Source organism: Mycobacterium sp. 852002-10029_SCH5224772 (assembly GCF_001667315.1).
Taxonomy (GTDB): domain Bacteria; phylum Actinomycetota; class Actinomycetes; order Mycobacteriales; family Mycobacteriaceae; genus Mycobacterium.
Genome location: NZ_LZHT01000084.1, coordinates 134543 through 150031, shown reverse-complemented (window position 1 = coordinate 150031; position 15489 = coordinate 134543). Strand labels below are relative to the sequence as shown.

Below are 15489 nucleotides of genomic sequence, written 5' to 3'. Positions count from 1 at the left end.
CGGCTCATGCACCGTCGGCCATGTAGCGATCCACCACGGAGTGATAGTGGCCGATGACAACTTCTTCCTTCACCAGCGACATGTGGTCGAGCCTGCTGTTGCGCAGACCGAGTTGCTGGCGCGGCATCTGCTCGTAATCCTGTTGCAGCGCTTCGAAATACTTGTAGGCTCCGGGTTCCTCGACTTCGGTCAGGGGAACACGGAAGGCGTCGCGGTGTTCCGGCGGCAGGTACATGTAGCTGCTGACGTGCCAGATGCATCGGTTCGGGTCGCCGTCCGGGTGCGGCACGGCCATGATGACGTGGCATTCGCCGGCGCGAATCGTCATGAAATAGTTCGGGAACAGCACCCAGCCCTGGTTGTCGCTCATCTGGTCGTCGGTAAGGCCACTGACATCGAGGCCCATACCGGTCAGGGTGTCGCGGGTGGCCTGTTGCAGCAGTTTGCGGGCGGTCACGCCGTCGGGGAACTCCACCGAGTCGCCGGACCCGCAGTATTGCGCGACCAACTCCTGGAAGCGGGGCATCACGGCGGTGGTGGAGGGGAACGTGTCCGGCAGGTTCAGGATGCCTTCAATCTGCTTCTCCGCGGTGGCCCCTTTCACCTCGAATGGGGCCACCGCGACGCTGTGATTTTCGAAGAACCGGTATCGGGCGGTCGTCGGATCGATCTCGAGCACGCTGAGCAGTTGCGGGTGGATGCCGTTGATGTGGTAGCCCTCCTCGAAGGCGTCCATGACGACTTTCCAGTTGCACTCCAAGGACTCTCGAACGTTCATCACGGTGACCATCTCGTCGAGGTGGTACGGAGAGAGTAGTTCGGTGACTTCGGGCCCGAGAAAGGAGCTGAGCGGCTGTGCGTTTGGATCCGGGTTGAGAAAAATGAATCCACCGAAGGTGTCGACAGGCACTTCCAGCAGCGAGTTCTCGTCCTTGTCGATGGGACCGGCGAGATTCTCGCGTAGCATCCCGCGCAGCTTGCCGTCCAAGTCGTACGACCAGAGGTGGTACGGACACAGGAAGCCGCGCTTGGCATTCCCGGCGGCCGCGTTGCACAGGATATTTCCCCGATGGCGGCAAGCGTTGACGAACCCGCGCAGTTTCTCATCCTTACCGCGGACGATCACGAACGATTGGTTCAGAATCCGGTATTGCTTCCAGTCACCCACTTTCGGCAACTCATCAGCCCGGCCGGCGATTTGCCATACCCGCATCCAGATGCGCGCGTGCTCTCGGAGCGCGTATTCGCGCGACCTGTACCGGTCGGTCGAGATGCACATGTTGAAGGCACCGGCCGCGACGTCGGCAAGCCCGATTCCCGTTTCCTGCTCCACCCACTGTCCAGGTCGTGTCACTTGACTCATGACGATCTCCTCATCGTGGCGACGGTCAGACGCGGCGAGGGCTACTGGCGAGGGTGGCTTCCGCGTCGTGATAGGTGCCACCATATACAGAAATGTATACTATATACAAGAATGTATTAAAGTGGTCCAGATCACCGGACGGGGTCCTGTGCGGCACCGCCCCCGGTGGCGCGATGAAGAGGCGTACGCGGTCAATGGGTTTGCGCGGCAGATCATTTCGATTAACCAGGCAGCCCGAAATTGCTTTGGGTGCTCCGCAGGTGTGGGAGGATGGGCCGGTGGCGGAACGGTGGACGAGGGAGCGACGCCTCGAGCACACACGCGGCCTCTTGTTGGATGCCGCCGAGGAAGTGTTCGCGCGCAAGGGCCTCAGCGGGGCCGCGCTCGAGGACATCGCCGACGCGGCCGGGTACACACGCGGCGCGATCTACTCCCACTTCGGGGCCAAGGAAGAATTGTTTCTTGCGGTGACCGATCGTCAACGACAACGCTTTCTCGATGGCTTCGCCGGAGCCATCGAGTCGTTCCGTCGGCTCGGCGATATCGACATCGATGAACTCGCCGAGCGGTGGAGTGTGGCCAGCGGCGATCCGAACCGCGCCGCGCTCAACTACGAGCTCTCGTTGTTCTTGCTGCGGAGCTCTGAGGCACGCGACCGGCTCGCATCACAGCGAATGGAGACGATCCGATCGCTGGCCGAATTCATCGCCAAGAATGTGGCGCGACTCGGCGCGTCGCTCACGATGCCGGCCGAGACGCTGGCCCGCGTCATCCTCGCCGTCAACGACGGTGTCACCCTGGGCAGCGAACTCGACGGAGTCGACCTCTACCGCCCGTACCTGCAGTTGGTGCTGTCGGCCATCGTCCCCGCCAGCGCCACTTAACTTGACCTCGAACGTCGACTTTGTTGGGCGAAATCGGGCGTGAGTTCGGGGGAGATGGCGACGCAAGAACTCGACGTTCGGCGGCGAAGTTAGAGTTCCGGCAGCTCGGGCGAAGGACGGTACTCGGGCTCGTACCCGGAGACATGGATCGGGCTGCCTACCAGACGGAAATCACCCGCTGTCACAACCACTTCCGGGGTCGCCTCAAGCGCCTCGGGCAGGGTCCTGACGGCCGCCGCCGGAACGCCGAGCGGGCGCAGTCGCCGTTCCCACCCGGCCGCGCTGTCGGTCGCCAGCATCGCCGTGACGACGGTGAGCACTTCGTCGCGGCGGGCGACCCGCTCGGCCATCGTCTCGAAACCCCCGATGCCCGCCTCCGCGGCGAACGACTTCCAGAACCCGTCATGGGTGATGAACAGCGCCAGATACCCCTCGGCCGTCGGAAACAGCTGGGCCGGAACGTAATAGGAATGTGCCCCGTGCGGGCGCCGCTGGGGCTCCACGCCGCTGTTGAGATAGGCCGACGCGTGGTAGTTCAGCTGCGACAGCATGACGTCGCGCAGCGACACATCCACCTGCCCGCCGGTACCGGAGATGATCTTGGCCAAAAGGCCCAGCGCTGCGGACATTCCGGTGGAGTTGTCGGCCGAGGAGTATCCGGGCAGCGTCGGCGGACCGTCGGGGTCACCGGTCAGCGCGGCGGTGCCGACACCGGCCTGCACCACATAATCGAACGCGGGATCGTCGCCGCCGTACAGACCGAAGCCGGTGATCGCCACGCAGACGATCCGCTCGTTGTGCCGTCGCAACTGCTCGTAGGTGAGCCCCAACCGGCGGATGGCGGATGGTTTCAGGTTCACCAGCAGCGCATGGGAGTCGGCGACAAGCTCGCCCAACCGCCGTTGTCCCGCATCCGAATTCAGGTCCAGGCAGATGCTGGACTTGTTGCGGTTGAGGCTGGCGAAGTACGTGGCGCCGACGCTGCGGGAGATCTCGCCGCCGGCGGGTTCGATCTTGGTGACCTCGGCGCCGAGGTCGGCAAGCAGCATGGTCGCGTACGGGCCGGCCAGCATGGTGCCGACCTCGAGGATGCGGATCCCGGCCAGCGGCCCGGTGTTGCCGCCAGTCAACGCAATTCCGCGGCGAGCGAGGCGATCATTTCGCGGGTGCGGCGTTTGGAGGCGACCAGCTCGTCCCGATTGTCGCCAATGGGCAGGAGCCGCACCGACAGATCGGTCACGCCGGCGTCGGCGAATCGGCGCATCCGGGCCAGGATCTGTTCCGAGTCGCCCGCCGCGCACAGGTCGCCGACATCGCGGGCATCGCCGCGGTCGAGCAGGCGCTGGTAATTGGGCGACACCTCGGCCTCCCCCAGGATCCGGTTGGCCCGTTCCTTGGCCTCCTCGACTTGGGAAGGCGCACATAGGCATACCGGGATACCCGCGACGATGCGCGGCGCGGGCCGCCCGGCATCCGCGGCGGCCTTGGTGATCTTTGGTGCGATGTGATCACCGATCGCACGCTCGTCGGCCATCCACAACACGGTGCCGTCGGCGAGTTCGCCGGCAATCTGCAGCATCACCGGACCCAGCGCGGCAACCAGCACCGGCATCGGGGTGTCGGCCCCGATCGCCAACGGATTGTGCACCGCGAACGAATCGTTTTCGACGTCAACCGGTCCCGGCCCGGCGATGGCGGCGTTGAGGACTTGGAGGTAGTCGCGGGTGTAGGCGGCCGGCTTCTCATATGGCAAGCCGAGCATGTCCCGGATGATCCAGTGGTGCGACGGCCCCACACCTAGCGCCAGCCGTCCACCGGCCACCGCGTGCGTCGAGAGCGATTGGCGAGCAAGCGCGATCGGGTGCTGGGCCTGCAGCGGCACCACCGCGGTACCCAGCTCGATGCGCGAACTGTGGGCGGCCATCAGCGACACCATGGTCAGGCAGTCGAAGTCGTTGGGCACCTGGGGCATCCACGCGGTGTCCAGACCCGCGGATTCGGCCCATTCGATATCGGAGGCCAGCTTGTGCACCTTGCGGGCCATGTCGCCCCGCTCGGCACCGATCATTACTCCGACGCGCACTGTTCCTCTTTTTCTTCCGAAGCGGGCTCCGCCGTGCCGGTCAAGGCGCGGATTTCGCGCACTAGGTTGTCCAGCGGTGTCCCGGTGGGGAATACCGCCGCGGCACCGGCGGAAAGGAGTTTGGGGACGTCGGCGTGCGGGATCGTCCCGCCGACGACGACGGAGATATCGGCGGCGTCGGCGGCGCGCAGCGCTTCGACGGTGCGCGCGGTGAGCGCCAGGTGGGCACCGGACAGGATGCTCAATCCGACCACCGCGACGTCTTCCTGGACGGCGATCGAGGCGATGTCTTCGATGCGCTGGCGGATGCCGGTGTAGATGACCTCGAATCCGGCGTCGCGCAGCGTGCGGGCGACGATCTTGGCACCGCGGTCATGCCCGTCCAGGCCGGGTTTGGCAACCAGAACACGAACGGCCACTTAGAACACCACCGGCTGCTGGAACTCGCCCCACACTGCTTTGAGCGCGGAGACCATCTCCCCGACCGTGCAGTAAGCGTTGGCACAGTCGATCAACTTGTGCATCAGGTTGTCGTCTCCTTCGGCGGAACGCGACAGTGCGGCCAGGCTGGATTTCACTGCAGCCGAATCCCTTTCGGACTTTACCTTGGAGAGCCGCTTGAGCTGAAGATCACGGCCTTCGGCGTCGAGTTCATAGGTGACGACATCGTGCTCGGGTTCCTCGGTCACGAACCGGTTGACCCCGACCACGGGACGGGTGCCGGCCTCGACGTCCCGATGCAGATTGAAGGCTTCGTCGGCGATCAAGCCCTGCAGGTAACCGTCCTCGATGGCCTGGACCATTCCGCCGTGCCGCTCGAGGTCGGACATGATCTCGATGATCCGCTCCTCGGTCGCATCGGTCAGCGCCTCCACGAAGTACGAGCCGCCCAGTGGGTCGGCGACGCTGGCGACCCCTGTTTCGTGCGCGAGGATCTGCTGGGTGCGCAGCGCCAACGTCGTCGTTTCCTCGGTGGGCAGCGCGAACGGCTCGTCCCAGGCCGCCGTGAACATCGACTGGACACCGCCCAATACGGCGGCCATGGCCTCGTAGGCCACCCGGACGATGTTGTTGTGGGCCTGCGGCGCATACAGCGATGCGCCGCCACAGACGCAGCCGAAGCGGAACATCGCCGCCTTGGCCGTCGTCGCCCCGTAGCGCTCCTGCACGATGGTCGCCCAACGGCGCCGTCCCGCACGGTATTTGGCGATCTCCTCGAAGAAATCCCCGTGGGTGTAGAAGAAGAACGAGATCTGCGGGGCGAACTGGTCGATCGTCATGCGGCCGCGCTCGACCACAGTGTCGCAGTAGGTCACCCCGTCGGCCAGGGTGAACGCCATTTCCTGCACCGCGTTGGCGCCGGCGTCGCGGAAATGCGCCCCGGCCACCGAGATCGCATTGAACCTCGGCACCTCGGCCGCGCAGAACTCGATGGTGTCGGCGATCAGCCGCAGCGACGGCTCCGGGGGCCAGATCCAGGTCCCGCGCGAGGCGTACTCCTTGAGGATGTCGTTCTGGATGGTCCCGGTGAGCTTGGAGCGGGGGATGCCTTTCTTCTCGGCGGCGGCGACGTAGAACGCCAGCAGGATCGCCGCCGTGCCGTTGATGGTCATGCTCGTGCTGAGCTTGTCCAGCGGGATGCCGTCGAACAGGATCTCGAAGTCGGCCAGGGTATCCACCGCGACGCCGACGCGGCCGACCTCCTCACCGAACTCGGCGTCGTCGGAGTCGTAGCCGCACTGGGTCGGCAGGTCGAGCGCCACCGACAGGCCCGTCCCACCCTGATCCAGCAGGTAGCGGTAGCGACGATTTGATTCCTCGGCGGTGCCGAATCCCGAATATTGGCGGAAGGTCCACAGCTTGCCGCGGTAGCCCGACGCGAAGTTGCCACGGGTGAAGGGGAACTCCCCGGGCTGCGGGGGCTCCGCGCCTCTATCCGCCGGCCCATATACGGGCTGCAGCGGGATGCCGGAGGGAGTGTGGGCCGTATTATCCATCGGTGAATAACGTACTTGCAAAAAAAGAGAATGCCAATACCACACACTTGACCAGGTCAAAGGAGACGAATGGCTAACAACGTGCTCGCCGATCGCACCGTGGTGATCTCCGGCGGCAGCCGCGGCATCGGACTCGCGATCGGCATCGCGGCCGCCGGGCAAGGCGCCAACGTGGTGCTGCTGGCCAAGACCGACACCCCCCATCCGCGCTTGCCCGGGACGGTGCACACTGCGGCCGCCGACGTCGAGGCCGCCGGTGGGAAGGCGCTGGCCGTCGTCGGCGATGTGCGCCGCGAAGAGGACGTGCAGCGCGTGGTCGAGGCGGCGGTGCAGCGGTTCGGCGGCATCGACGTCTGCGTCAACAACGCCAGCGCCATCGCGGTGGAACCGACCGCCGTGCTGTCGGCCAAGAAATACGACCTGATGCAGGAGGTCAACCTGCGCGGCACGTTCCTGCTGACCAAGGCGTGCGTGCCCCATCTACAGAAATCGGCCAACCCGCATGTGCTGACCATCTCGCCGCCGATCAATATGAACCCGCGCTGGTTGGGCGCCCACCCGGCCTACACGCTGTCCAAGTACGGGATGACGCTGCTGTCGCTGGGTTGGGCGGCGGAGTTCGCGGACGACGGGATCGGCGTGAACTGCCTGTGGCCCCAGACCTACATCGCCACCGCGGCCGTCACCAATATGGCCGACGGTGACCGGTTGGCCGCGTCGTCGCGCAGCCCCGAGATCATGGGCGACGCCGCCGTCGAGATCTTCTCTCGACCGGCCCGGGAAGCCACCGGCAACTGCCACATCGACTCCGAGGTGCTGCAATCCGCCGGGATCGCCGACCTGTCCCGGTATGGCGGCGGCGAGCAGCCGATTCCGGACCTTTTCCTGGACTGAATAGCTAAGCGCGGCAGAGGATTTCGCCGTGCGGGATGGCGATCCAGCCGTCTTCGGCGGCGGCCCATTCTCGCCACGCGGCAGAGATCTCTTCGAGCTGCGCGGTGGTCGCCAACTCGAGGCTCACCAGGTCGCGGGCCACGGCGGAATGAAGAATTCGGTCGGCCCACATGCCGCCCCACCATTCTCGCGCCTCGGGCGTGGCATAGCACCACATGCTGCCGGTGGGCGTGATGTCGGCGAATCCCGCCTGCCGCGCCCAGGACAACAGTCGCCGGCCCGCGTCCGGTTCGCCGCGGTTGGCGCGGGCGACCCGTTGGTAAAGCTCTCGCCACAGGTCGAGCGCGGGAAGTTGCGGGTACCAGATGAACCCCGCGTAGTCCGCGTCGCGGACCGCGACGATGCCACCCGGCGTGCACACGCGCCGCATCTCGCGCAGCGCTCGCACCGGATCGGCCACATGCTGTAACACCTGGTGCGCGTGGACGACATCGAATGTGTCATCGGGAAACTCGAGGTGGTGCACGTCGGCGGTACCGAACGAGACATTGGACAGGTTGCGCTGCTGGACTTCGTTGCGGGCCACGCCCAGGACATCCGCGACTTGGTCGATGGCGGTGACCGGCCCCGGTGCGACCCGAGCGGCCAGGTCGGCGGTGATGGTGCCGGGCCCGCAACCGACGTCGAGCACCGACAGGCCGGGCTTCAGGTGAGGCAACAGGTATGCCGCCGAGTCCTCGGCGGTGCGCCGGCGGTGACTGCGCAGCACCGACTCGTGGTGCCCGTGCGTATAACTGGCCCGGTCCTTCATGGCGCAAGCCTACCGGCGATGACTCGCACTATGAAACTAGTGTCTCAGTATATGAGATCAGTTGACCGGTACGTCGAGGATCGGGCTGTCGATACCGGCTCCTGGGCCGTCGAAATGCCACCACTCGCCCGAATACACCTTCAGCCCGCCATAGTTCATGGCCTTGCGCAACGCGGTTCGATTCGCCAGGGCATCGGCGCTGATGCCCTGAGTGTTGAAAGCGGTTGCCCGAGGGGTGAAGTCGTCGAAGTCGGTGCCCATGTCAGCCAGGCACAGTCCGCCTACATGCTGCCCCGAGGAGCACGGCTGTTGCGTGGTTGTGAACGTCACGTCGACCGAGCGTCCCGACTCATGGCTGCGCGCATACTGGCCCGGGCGCGCGACCCACGCCGGGTTGGGCACCAGCGTGAACATCTTCACCTGGACGTCGTGCGGCCGGTAGCAGTCCCAGAAAACCAGGAGGTGGCCCTGCGGGCGCAGCGCGGTCGCCGCGGCGGCGAGCCCGGGGGCCATCGATTGGTGCACAAGGCATCTGGCGTCGGACGGATATAACTGTGTGTGGGTGAAGTTGTTCGTCGTCGCGTAGCGCAGATCGATTACCGCGTCGGGAACGACGGTGCGGATGTCGACGAATCCGGCCGCTCGCGCGGCGTCACTGACCGGCGGCACGTCGGGTCCGGCCTGGGCGGTCCCAACGCCGGAGATAGCGACCAGACCCGCGACGATCGCGAGCGCACGGACCGGGCGCAAAAGACGCATTCGGCCATTGTCGCAGTTGGTCACCCCGAGTTGCGTTATCTCCTACGAGATGTCGCCCTCGACATAGCGCTGCAGGTTCGGCGCCATCGCCGCCACCACCTGGTCCTCGGACATGGACGCGATCGGCTCCATCTTCCATACGTAGCGCAACAACGCGAAGCCGATCAGCTGGGTGGCGATCAGCCCGCTGCGCCGCAGCCGTTCGTCCTCGTCGGCCCCTAGGGTGGACCCGCCGATCAGACCTCGCTCCACGATCAGCCGCAGCTTCTCCCGGGTCTTGTCTTCATGGGCGGCGGTCAGCACCACCGCGCGCAGGATCGGACCGACCTCGTCGTCGGTCCAGGTGTCCAGCACGGTGCGGATCAATTGCCGGCCGAGGTCGGCCTTGGGCGTCGCCCACGTCGCGGCCACCGCGTCGAGCCATTTCTGCGGCGGCGTGGTGGCGGCATCAAGCAGGCCCTCCTTCGAACCGAAGTAGTGGTAGATGAGCGCCGGGTCGACGTCCGCGGTCCGGGCGACGGCCCGAATTGCCGTTCCGGCCCAGCCATGTTCGGCGAATTCGTCGCGAGCGGCGGCCAGGATACGCGCCGCCAGCACACCGCGCTCGTCGCGCGGACCCGGGGTGATCGATCGCGTCGGCACCGCCTCACCATACCCGAAGTTTCATCTTGCGTTGAGACTAATCTCAACGTAGCGTGAAACTATGACATCGCTCAACGGCCCGCAGACCACGGGCCGGGAATACCGCAATCTCAGCGAGCCGCAGTACGCGTCGCGCACCGACATCAACACCGCGATCGCAATGCGAGACGGCACAACACTTTTGGCCGACATTCACCGGCCCGATGCCGACGGCCGCTTCCCGGCGCTGCTGGCAGCCTCGCCATATCCGCGGCAGATGCAGGATCTCGGCGCGCCCGCGGGGTTCATCGAGGCCGGCAGGACCGACTTCTGGGTGCCACGCGGCTACGTGCACGTCATCGCCAACCTCCGCGGCACCTGCGGCTCCGAGGGCTCCTTCAACTTCTTCGACGCGCAGGAGCGCCGGGATGTGCACGACTTAGTGGAGTGGATCGCGGCTCAGCCGTGGTGCGACGGGAACGTCGGGATGATCGGCATCAGCTACTTCGCGATGACCCAACTCGAGGCGGCCGTCGAGCGGCCGCCTCACCTCAAAGCGATCTTTCCCCTAGCCGTGACCAGCGACCTCTACGAGGGCGCCAACCACCACGGGCTGTTGAGTTCGTCTTTCATCACGCCGTTTCTCGCCATGATGGGCCTGACTGCCGACCGCACCGACAAGCTGTGGCGCAGCAAGCCAATCGGATTGGCGCGGCGCGTGCTCAACAGCCCGAGGGTGCACAAGAAATTCGAGACCATGAACGGCGAGGCGGCGGTCACCATGCTGCGCCAACTGCTCAGGCTGCCGCACAATCCCCATCCGTGGGACGAACTATGGCAGGAGGCGGCGGTCAAGCACCCGACGCGCGACGAGTGGTGGGATGAGCGAAACCTGCTGCCACTGCTCAAGGAGATCGACATCCCGGTCTACCTGGGGTGTGATTGGCAGAATGTGCCGTTACACCTGCCTTCGACGTTCGCAACCTGGAAGGGGCTGTCGGGCAACGGGTGTGTGCGGATGGGCATGCTCGGCGAGTTCGGGCTGACGTGGCCATGGGAAAGCATGCACACCGAGGCGCTGGCCTGGTACGACCACTGGCTGAAGGGGCGCGACACCGGGATCACCGAGGGGCCGCCGATCCGCTACTTCCTGCCGGGCGCCGACGAGTGGCGAACTGCCGACTCCTGGCCGCCCTCGCGAGCCCCGCATCGCGAGCTGGCCCTGCGCACCGACGGCGTTTTGGATGCCGACGAAGGGGAGCCGGGCGGTCGCGAATTCATGGTGCTGGGATCAGGCCTGGGCCGCATCAAAGCCAGCGAGATCGATCCGCCGTCGATGTTGGCATGGACCAGCGCGCCGCTGAGACAGGATGTCGATGTGGTCGGCGATGTCGAGCTGCGGCTGGTTGCCTCGGCGACGGCGATCGATACCGCGTGGATGGCCACGCTGCACGACGTGGCGCCTGACGGGGAAGCGACCGACGTGACGTCGGGCTGGTTGCGCGCCAGCTTGCGCGAGGTCGACGAAGCGGCCAGTCGGCCCGGTGCGCCGGTGCTGCCCTGCCGTAACCCGCAAGCCGTGCCGCTGGGCGAGGATGTCGAGTACCGAATCCCGTTGGTGCCCAATGCTCGCCGGTTCAAGAAAGGCCAGCGCATCCGCCTGACGCTCACCAGCGACGACCAGGACCCAGCGACACCGGCGATCATGAACTTCCGCCATGCCAGCGTCGGCACGTCCAGCTTGAACACGGTGCGCTCGTCTTCGAGGTTATTCATTCCGGTGCTCGGGTAGCCAACGGCAGTGCCGGCGGCGGAAACGTCATCTGCTGCCAGCAGGTGGAAAGGCCCTTGCAGGTTGTCTGGGCCGTCAGGGCGTGGCCGGGTCGCGCCTCATCCGCGTTCTGCGGTCGCGACGGCGAGCCAGTCGTCGGCCGACAGCCGGCTTGCGCGCGACGGGTCGTAGCGCCGCAAGAGCGCAGGCACACTCACGTGCTCGCGTAGTTCAAATCCGTGCTCTGCCAATGTCACGGTCAGGTCGGCCTCGGTGAAGTCGGTGCGATACGGTTCGCCGCGCCTGGCTACCATCCGGGTGATCCGGCCCGCGCTTTTCCACGGCGTGCTGGCGCTGACGACGCCCGCCGCGATGTGGTCCAAAACCAGTCGACTCCCCGGGGCGCAGAGTCCGGCGAGGTCGGCGAGCGTCGCGTCGATGGCGCCGCGCGTCAGGTAGGGAGTAACTCCAAGCCAGACCACGAGGGCCGCCGCGGTGGGGTCGAAGCCGGCGGCGAGCAGCGTTTCACGGAGCGTGTTCTGTTCCAAATCACAAGCAACCCAGTGCATTCGGCAGTGGTGCTGCGGTGGCAACAACCGTTCGACGACCGGTCGCTTCTCCGCTTGAGTGGCCGGCGCGTCGACCTCGAAGATTGTCACCGGGGTGTCGACCCGGCGAAGGCTGGTGGTGTCGAAGCCCGCACCCAGCAGCACGAGTTGGCTGATTCCTGCGCTGATCGCGGTCTCATATGCGTCGTCGACGTAGCGCACCCGAAGCGCGATGTGGGCGTGCAGCCCGCCCCACAGCCGGTCGAAGATCCGAAGCGCGGCGTCGGCTGAGCGCCAGTGCGTCAGCAGGGCGCGCAGCGCGCGGTGCCTGACGAAACGCCGGGAGTACGTGTCGTCCACCAGGCGGCGCCCCGATGGCCGCAGCGTTTCCGCTGCGCGCTGGAACGCATTGACTTCGGCGGTCCAACTCGCTGCGCGATCTAGGCGCCGAGTGCCCACATCAACCATCGACTCCCCTTTGCAACGAACTGCCCGCTATTCGACGCTATCCAGCAGACCGGCCCATCGGTAAGGTCCAATTCGATGGCGAATTCTTGGACCAGTCGCGATACCGGAGTCGACCTGCACCTTGACCTTCCCCCGGGGCGGGGCCGGCGCGCGGCGCTCGAAGATGCTCTGCGACAAGCTATCCGGGGTGGACGCCTCGCCGCGGGCGAAGTGCTGCCGTCCTCGCGTGCCCTCGCCACACAACTCGGGCTTGCCCGCGGAACGGTCGTCGAGGTCTATGCGCAACTGGCAGCCGAGGGATACCTCCGCACCCGTCCAGGTGCGGCGACCCAGGTGGCGGGCGGCCCACACCTTCAGGCGCCGACCCATCCCGCGCGGGTTATCGACCGCTACGCGGCCGATTTTCGCCTCGGCCGTCCGGACCTCAGCATGTTCCCTCGCGCCGAATGGCTACGCGCGCTGCGCCGGGTCCTCGAGGTCACTCCCCACGCCGAGCTCGGGCCGGCGGATCCGCGGGGGTCACCGCGCTTGCGCGCGGCGCTGGCCAACTACCTGGGTCGAGTGCGCGGCGTGCTCACTACCGGGGAGCACATCGTCGTCTGCAGCGGGTTCACGCAGGGGCTGCGTCTGGTGTGTGACGCGCTGGCCGCGAGCGGGGCCCAATCGGTCGCCCTCGAAAATCCCTGCCTGCCCGACCATCGCGCGACGGCGGTGGCGAGCGGCCTCACCGTCGAGCCCCTCGACGTCGACCACGGGGGTGCGCGGCCCGAGGGATTCAACAAACGCGTCGCCGCGGCGGTGCTCACCCCGGCACACCAGGCTCCGCTCGGTGCAACGCTCGATGCCGACCGACGCACCGAGTTTGCGCACCTCGCCGCCGCCCGAGGCGCGTATCTGATCGAGGACGACTACGACGGGGAATTTCGCTACGACCGTCACCCCGTCGGCGCGCTGCAGGGCCTGGCGCCCGAGCACGTCGTCTACGCGGGCAGCGCCAGCAAGAGCCTGGCGCCCGGCCTGCGCCTTGGCTGGCTCGCGCTGCCCGCCGCATTGGTCGACGGGGTGGTCGAAGCCAAGCGCCGCGCCGACCGTGGAACCGACGTCCTCGCGCAGCTGACGTTCGCGGAGTTGATCGAATCCGGTGCGCTCGACCGGCACATCAGACGGATGCGGCGGCGCTACCGCAACCGCCGCGATGCCCTCGTCGCAGCCCTCGGCCGCTGCGCCCCCGGGATGCCGGTGTTGGGCATCTCGGCCGGGCTTCACGCCGTTGTCGCGCTCCCCGAGCGCATTTCGGAGGCCGACGTGTTGAAGGTCGCGCACGGACGCGACATCGCCCTCACCGGGCTGGACCCCTTCTGGCACGGCACAAGCCGCCACACGGACGGAATCGTCATCGGATACGGGACACCGCCCGAGAACGAATACACCACGGCACTCGCGCATCTCGGGCAGTTCCTGTCGACCGTGGCCGGCCGTAGCGGCTAGCCTCGATGCTGGGCCATCGATACCGCAGGAAGTCACGAGGAGGTGCGGCAATGCCGATGATCGACGTGACGTTCGTGCGTGGCTCGGTGGACCAGGACGCGCTGAATCGACTGGCCGACGAGTTGGTCACCGTGTTGCTGCGGGCCGAACGCGCCCCGGACACACCGTTTTTGCGTGACAACACGTGGGTGTATCTACACGCGCTAGACCCGGAGGCGCTCTCGGTGGGCGGTCGGGGTCCGGGCGCGCCCCGGTTCAGGGTCGATGTCAAGGTGTTCGACGGCGCACTGTCGCGGGACCGCAAGGAACAGCTGGCCGCCGACGTGCACACCGTTGCCTGCGCCGCGGCGGGAATCGAGCCGCAAGGCCCGATGGTCTTTCATGTGTGGACGTTGATCCACGAGATCCCTGAAGGGAATTGGGCCGGCGGCGGCAATGTCATCTACTACCAGCAGGTGAAAGGCCTTGTGGCGGAGGATTGATGCGGTCAGCCGGCCGACGTGAAGTCGATGTGCAACTCCGTCAGGCCGCGCAGCAGGAACGTCGGCTCGTACTGGTACTGACGGCCGCGAACCGATCCGTGCTTGGCCTCGCTGATCGTGATCTCGCGCGTCCGGTCCAGGAGGCGATTGATCGTGATCTGTCCTTCCACGCGTGCCAGCGGCGCACCCGCGCACGTGTGGATTCCGCGACCGAAGGCGATATGTTCGCGAACGTTCTTGCGATCGACTCGGAATTCGTTGGGGTTCTCGAACTTTCGTGGGTCACGGTTGGCGGCTCCCAGGCACAGCATGATGACGGTGCCGGCCGGGATGTGCACCCCGCCCAAGGTCGTGGTCTTGCGCGCGAGGCGGAAATCCACCTTGGTCGGGCTCTGCATGCGCAGCGCCTCCTCGATGAAGGTGCCGATGAGACCGCGGTCGGCCCGCAGCCGCTCTTGCAGCTCGGGATGATCGCCGAGGACCTGCACCGACGAGCTCAGCAGTTTGGTCACGGTCTCCTGCCCGGCCGCGAACAAGAAGGTCGCCGGCCGGACGACCTCCAACAGCGGCGGGATCGACCCGTCGGGGTACGTGGCGGTGGCCAGGCCGGTCAGCACGTCTTTGCGCGGCCGTTGTCGCCGGTCGGCGATGTAGGCGCTGAACAGGTCGTCGAGGTACTGCAACGGGTTGCTGCCCACCGGCTCGTGATCCAGCGCGCCCACCCGCGAGCCCGGCGCGTTGCCCGCCCCAAGGTTGCGGCGGATCTCCGGTCGGTCCTCGTCGGGAACCCCGAGCAGATCGGCGATCGCCAATGTCGCGAACGGCTTCGCGTACTCGCTGAGGAACTCGCAGTGACCGTTGGCGATGAACTCGTCGAACTGCCGGTCGGCCAATTTCCAGATGTAGTCCTTGTTTTCCTGTAGCCGGCGCGGGGTGAGCAGGCGCCCGAGAAGGGAGCGCGCCTTTTCGTGTTCGGGTGGGTCCATGACGACCATGTGCTCGAAGATCGGGAATTCGTGGCGGTGCGCTTCGATCTGCTCGCTGATGTCGTCGCCTTCCAGGGTGAACGGCAGCGGCGGGAACGGACCGCCGATCGCGTTGACCGCGGAAAACGAATCGACATCTTTGAAGGCGGCGTGGACTTCCTGGTAGCCGGTGACGGCCACGACCCCGTAGTGCGGTTCACGGAACACCGGTCCCTGCGTGCGCAGGTATTCCCAGTAGTCGTAGGGGTCTTGCGCGACCTCGGCGTCGGTGAAGTAGTCGACGTTGGCGAGATCGGTCATGAGTTCAATTCCTTTTCCTTGCCGAAATGCGCGC

15 protein-coding genes are annotated in these 15489 nt (G+C 66.3%); 5 read left to right on the top strand and 10 right to left on the bottom strand.

Features of this window, described 5'->3' with window-relative positions; translation table 11 throughout:
• Window positions 1-4: 4 nt before the first annotated feature.
• Window positions 5-1363: an SRPBCC family protein gene (locus A5775_RS14930; protein WP_067253471.1), complete on the bottom strand. Its 1359-nt coding sequence runs from the start codon at window positions 1361-1363 to the stop codon at window positions 5-7.
• A 278-nt stretch (window positions 1364-1641) separates the two neighbouring features.
• On the opposite strand from A5775_RS14930, the gene A5775_RS14925 reads away from it, so the two are divergent.
• Complete coding sequence (locus tag A5775_RS14925) at window positions 1642-2247, top strand: TetR/AcrR family transcriptional regulator (protein ID WP_067253468.1); 606 nt, start codon at window positions 1642-1644, stop codon at window positions 2245-2247.
• A gap of 89 nt (window positions 2248-2336) precedes the next feature.
• Here A5775_RS14925 and A5775_RS14920 read toward each other — a convergent pair whose 3' ends face one another.
• The 4 genes from A5775_RS14920 to A5775_RS14905 are packed head-to-tail and all read right to left on the bottom strand — an operon-like array spanning window position 2337 to window position 6327.
• On the bottom strand, window positions 2337-3377 hold the full coding sequence (locus A5775_RS14920; protein ID WP_067253467.1) for a CaiB/BaiF CoA-transferase family protein: 1041 nt from the start codon (window positions 3375-3377) through the stop codon (window positions 2337-2339).
• Window positions 3374-4330: an LLM class F420-dependent oxidoreductase gene (locus tag A5775_RS14915; RefSeq protein ID WP_067253464.1), complete on the bottom strand. Its 957-nt coding sequence runs from the start codon at window positions 4328-4330 to the stop codon at window positions 3374-3376. The genes A5775_RS14920 and A5775_RS14915 overlap by 4 nt, the downstream gene beginning before the upstream one ends.
• The gene (locus A5775_RS14910; protein WP_067253461.1) at window positions 4315-4749 is read right to left on the bottom strand and encodes a cobalamin B12-binding domain-containing protein; all 435 of its coding nucleotides are present in this window, start codon (window positions 4747-4749) and stop codon (window positions 4315-4317) included. The genes A5775_RS14915 and A5775_RS14910 overlap by 16 nt, the downstream gene beginning before the upstream one ends.
• Window positions 4750-6327 (bottom strand): methylmalonyl-CoA mutase family protein, encoded by a 1578-nt coding sequence (locus A5775_RS14905; protein ID WP_067253458.1) that lies wholly within the window; start codon window positions 6325-6327, stop codon window positions 4750-4752.
• A gap of 69 nt (window positions 6328-6396) precedes the next feature.
• Here A5775_RS14905 and A5775_RS14900 point away from each other — a divergent pair, with 69 nt between their 5' ends.
• Window positions 6397-7221 (top strand): NAD(P)-dependent oxidoreductase, encoded by an 825-nt coding sequence (locus tag A5775_RS14900; RefSeq protein ID WP_067253450.1) that lies wholly within the window; start codon window positions 6397-6399, stop codon window positions 7219-7221.
• A 4-nt stretch (window positions 7222-7225) separates the two neighbouring features.
• Here the strand turns inward: A5775_RS14900 and A5775_RS14895 are convergent, their stop codons facing one another.
• Genes A5775_RS14895 through A5775_RS14885 form a run of 3 tightly spaced genes read right to left on the bottom strand, consistent with a single transcriptional unit; the run spans window position 7226 to window position 9433 of the window.
• Window positions 7226-8032 (bottom strand): methyltransferase domain-containing protein, encoded by an 807-nt coding sequence (locus tag A5775_RS14895; protein WP_067253448.1) that lies wholly within the window; start codon window positions 8030-8032, stop codon window positions 7226-7228.
• A gap of 57 nt (window positions 8033-8089) precedes the next feature.
• Window positions 8090-8791 (bottom strand): M15 family metallopeptidase, encoded by a 702-nt coding sequence (locus A5775_RS14890; protein WP_067253819.1) that lies wholly within the window; start codon window positions 8789-8791, stop codon window positions 8090-8092.
• 42 nt (window positions 8792-8833) lie between these two features.
• Window positions 8834-9433 carry a TetR family transcriptional regulator gene (locus A5775_RS14885; protein ID WP_156660706.1) on the bottom strand — a complete coding sequence of 200 codons (600 nt, stop codon included), beginning with the start codon at window positions 9431-9433 and terminating at the stop codon, window positions 8834-8836.
• 61 nt (window positions 9434-9494) lie between these two features.
• Here A5775_RS14885 and A5775_RS14880 point away from each other — a divergent pair, with 61 nt between their 5' ends.
• The gene (locus tag A5775_RS14880; RefSeq protein WP_067253446.1) at window positions 9495-11204 is read left to right on the top strand and encodes a CocE/NonD family hydrolase; all 1710 of its coding nucleotides are present in this window, start codon (window positions 9495-9497) and stop codon (window positions 11202-11204) included.
• A gap of 98 nt (window positions 11205-11302) precedes the next feature.
• Here A5775_RS14880 and A5775_RS14875 read toward each other — a convergent pair whose 3' ends face one another.
• Window positions 11303-12190 (bottom strand): SAM-dependent methyltransferase, encoded by an 888-nt coding sequence (locus tag A5775_RS14875; RefSeq protein WP_067253810.1) that lies wholly within the window; start codon window positions 12188-12190, stop codon window positions 11303-11305.
• 84 nt (window positions 12191-12274) lie between these two features.
• On the opposite strand from A5775_RS14875, the gene A5775_RS14870 reads away from it, so the two are divergent.
• Both A5775_RS14870 and A5775_RS14865 read left to right on the top strand, forming a co-directional pair.
• Complete coding sequence (locus tag A5775_RS14870; RefSeq protein ID WP_067253442.1) at window positions 12275-13687, top strand: PLP-dependent aminotransferase family protein; 1413 nt, start codon at window positions 12275-12277, stop codon at window positions 13685-13687.
• Window positions 13688-13737: 50 nt separating this feature from the next.
• Window positions 13738-14169 carry a tautomerase family protein gene (locus tag A5775_RS14865; RefSeq protein WP_067253439.1) on the top strand — a complete coding sequence of 144 codons (432 nt, stop codon included), beginning with the start codon at window positions 13738-13740 and terminating at the stop codon, window positions 14167-14169.
• A 5-nt stretch (window positions 14170-14174) separates the two neighbouring features.
• Here A5775_RS14865 and A5775_RS14860 read toward each other — a convergent pair whose 3' ends face one another.
• Window positions 14175-15455 carry a cytochrome P450 gene (locus tag A5775_RS14860; RefSeq protein WP_067253437.1) on the bottom strand — a complete coding sequence of 427 codons (1281 nt, stop codon included), beginning with the start codon at window positions 15453-15455 and terminating at the stop codon, window positions 14175-14177.
• Window positions 15456-15489: the final 34 nt, after the last annotated feature.

Coding starts and splice junctions, on each gene's coding strand:
- A5775_RS14930 (WP_067253471.1), bottom strand. CDS start 1,363: ATGAGTCAAGTGACACGACCTGGACAGTGGGTGGAGCAGGAAACGGGA.
- A5775_RS14905 (WP_067253458.1), bottom strand. CDS start 6,327: ATGGATAATACGGCCCACACTCCCTCCGGCATCCCGCTGCAGCCCGTA.
- A5775_RS14900 (WP_067253450.1), top strand. CDS start 6,397: ATGGCTAACAACGTGCTCGCCGATCGCACCGTGGTGATCTCCGGCGGC.
- A5775_RS14895 (WP_067253448.1), bottom strand. CDS start 8,032: ATGAAGGACCGGGCCAGTTATACGCACGGGCACCACGAGTCGGTGCTG.
- A5775_RS14890 (WP_067253819.1), bottom strand. CDS start 8,791: ATGCGTCTTTTGCGCCCGGTCCGTGCGCTCGCGATCGTCGCGGGTCTG.
- A5775_RS14880 (WP_067253446.1), top strand. CDS start 9,495: ATGACATCGCTCAACGGCCCGCAGACCACGGGCCGGGAATACCGCAAT.
- A5775_RS14870 (WP_067253442.1), top strand. CDS start 12,275: ATGGCGAATTCTTGGACCAGTCGCGATACCGGAGTCGACCTGCACCTT.
- A5775_RS14865 (WP_067253439.1), top strand. CDS start 13,738: ATGCCGATGATCGACGTGACGTTCGTGCGTGGCTCGGTGGACCAGGAC.
- A5775_RS14860 (WP_067253437.1), bottom strand. CDS start 15,455: ATGACCGATCTCGCCAACGTCGACTACTTCACCGACGCCGAGGTCGCG.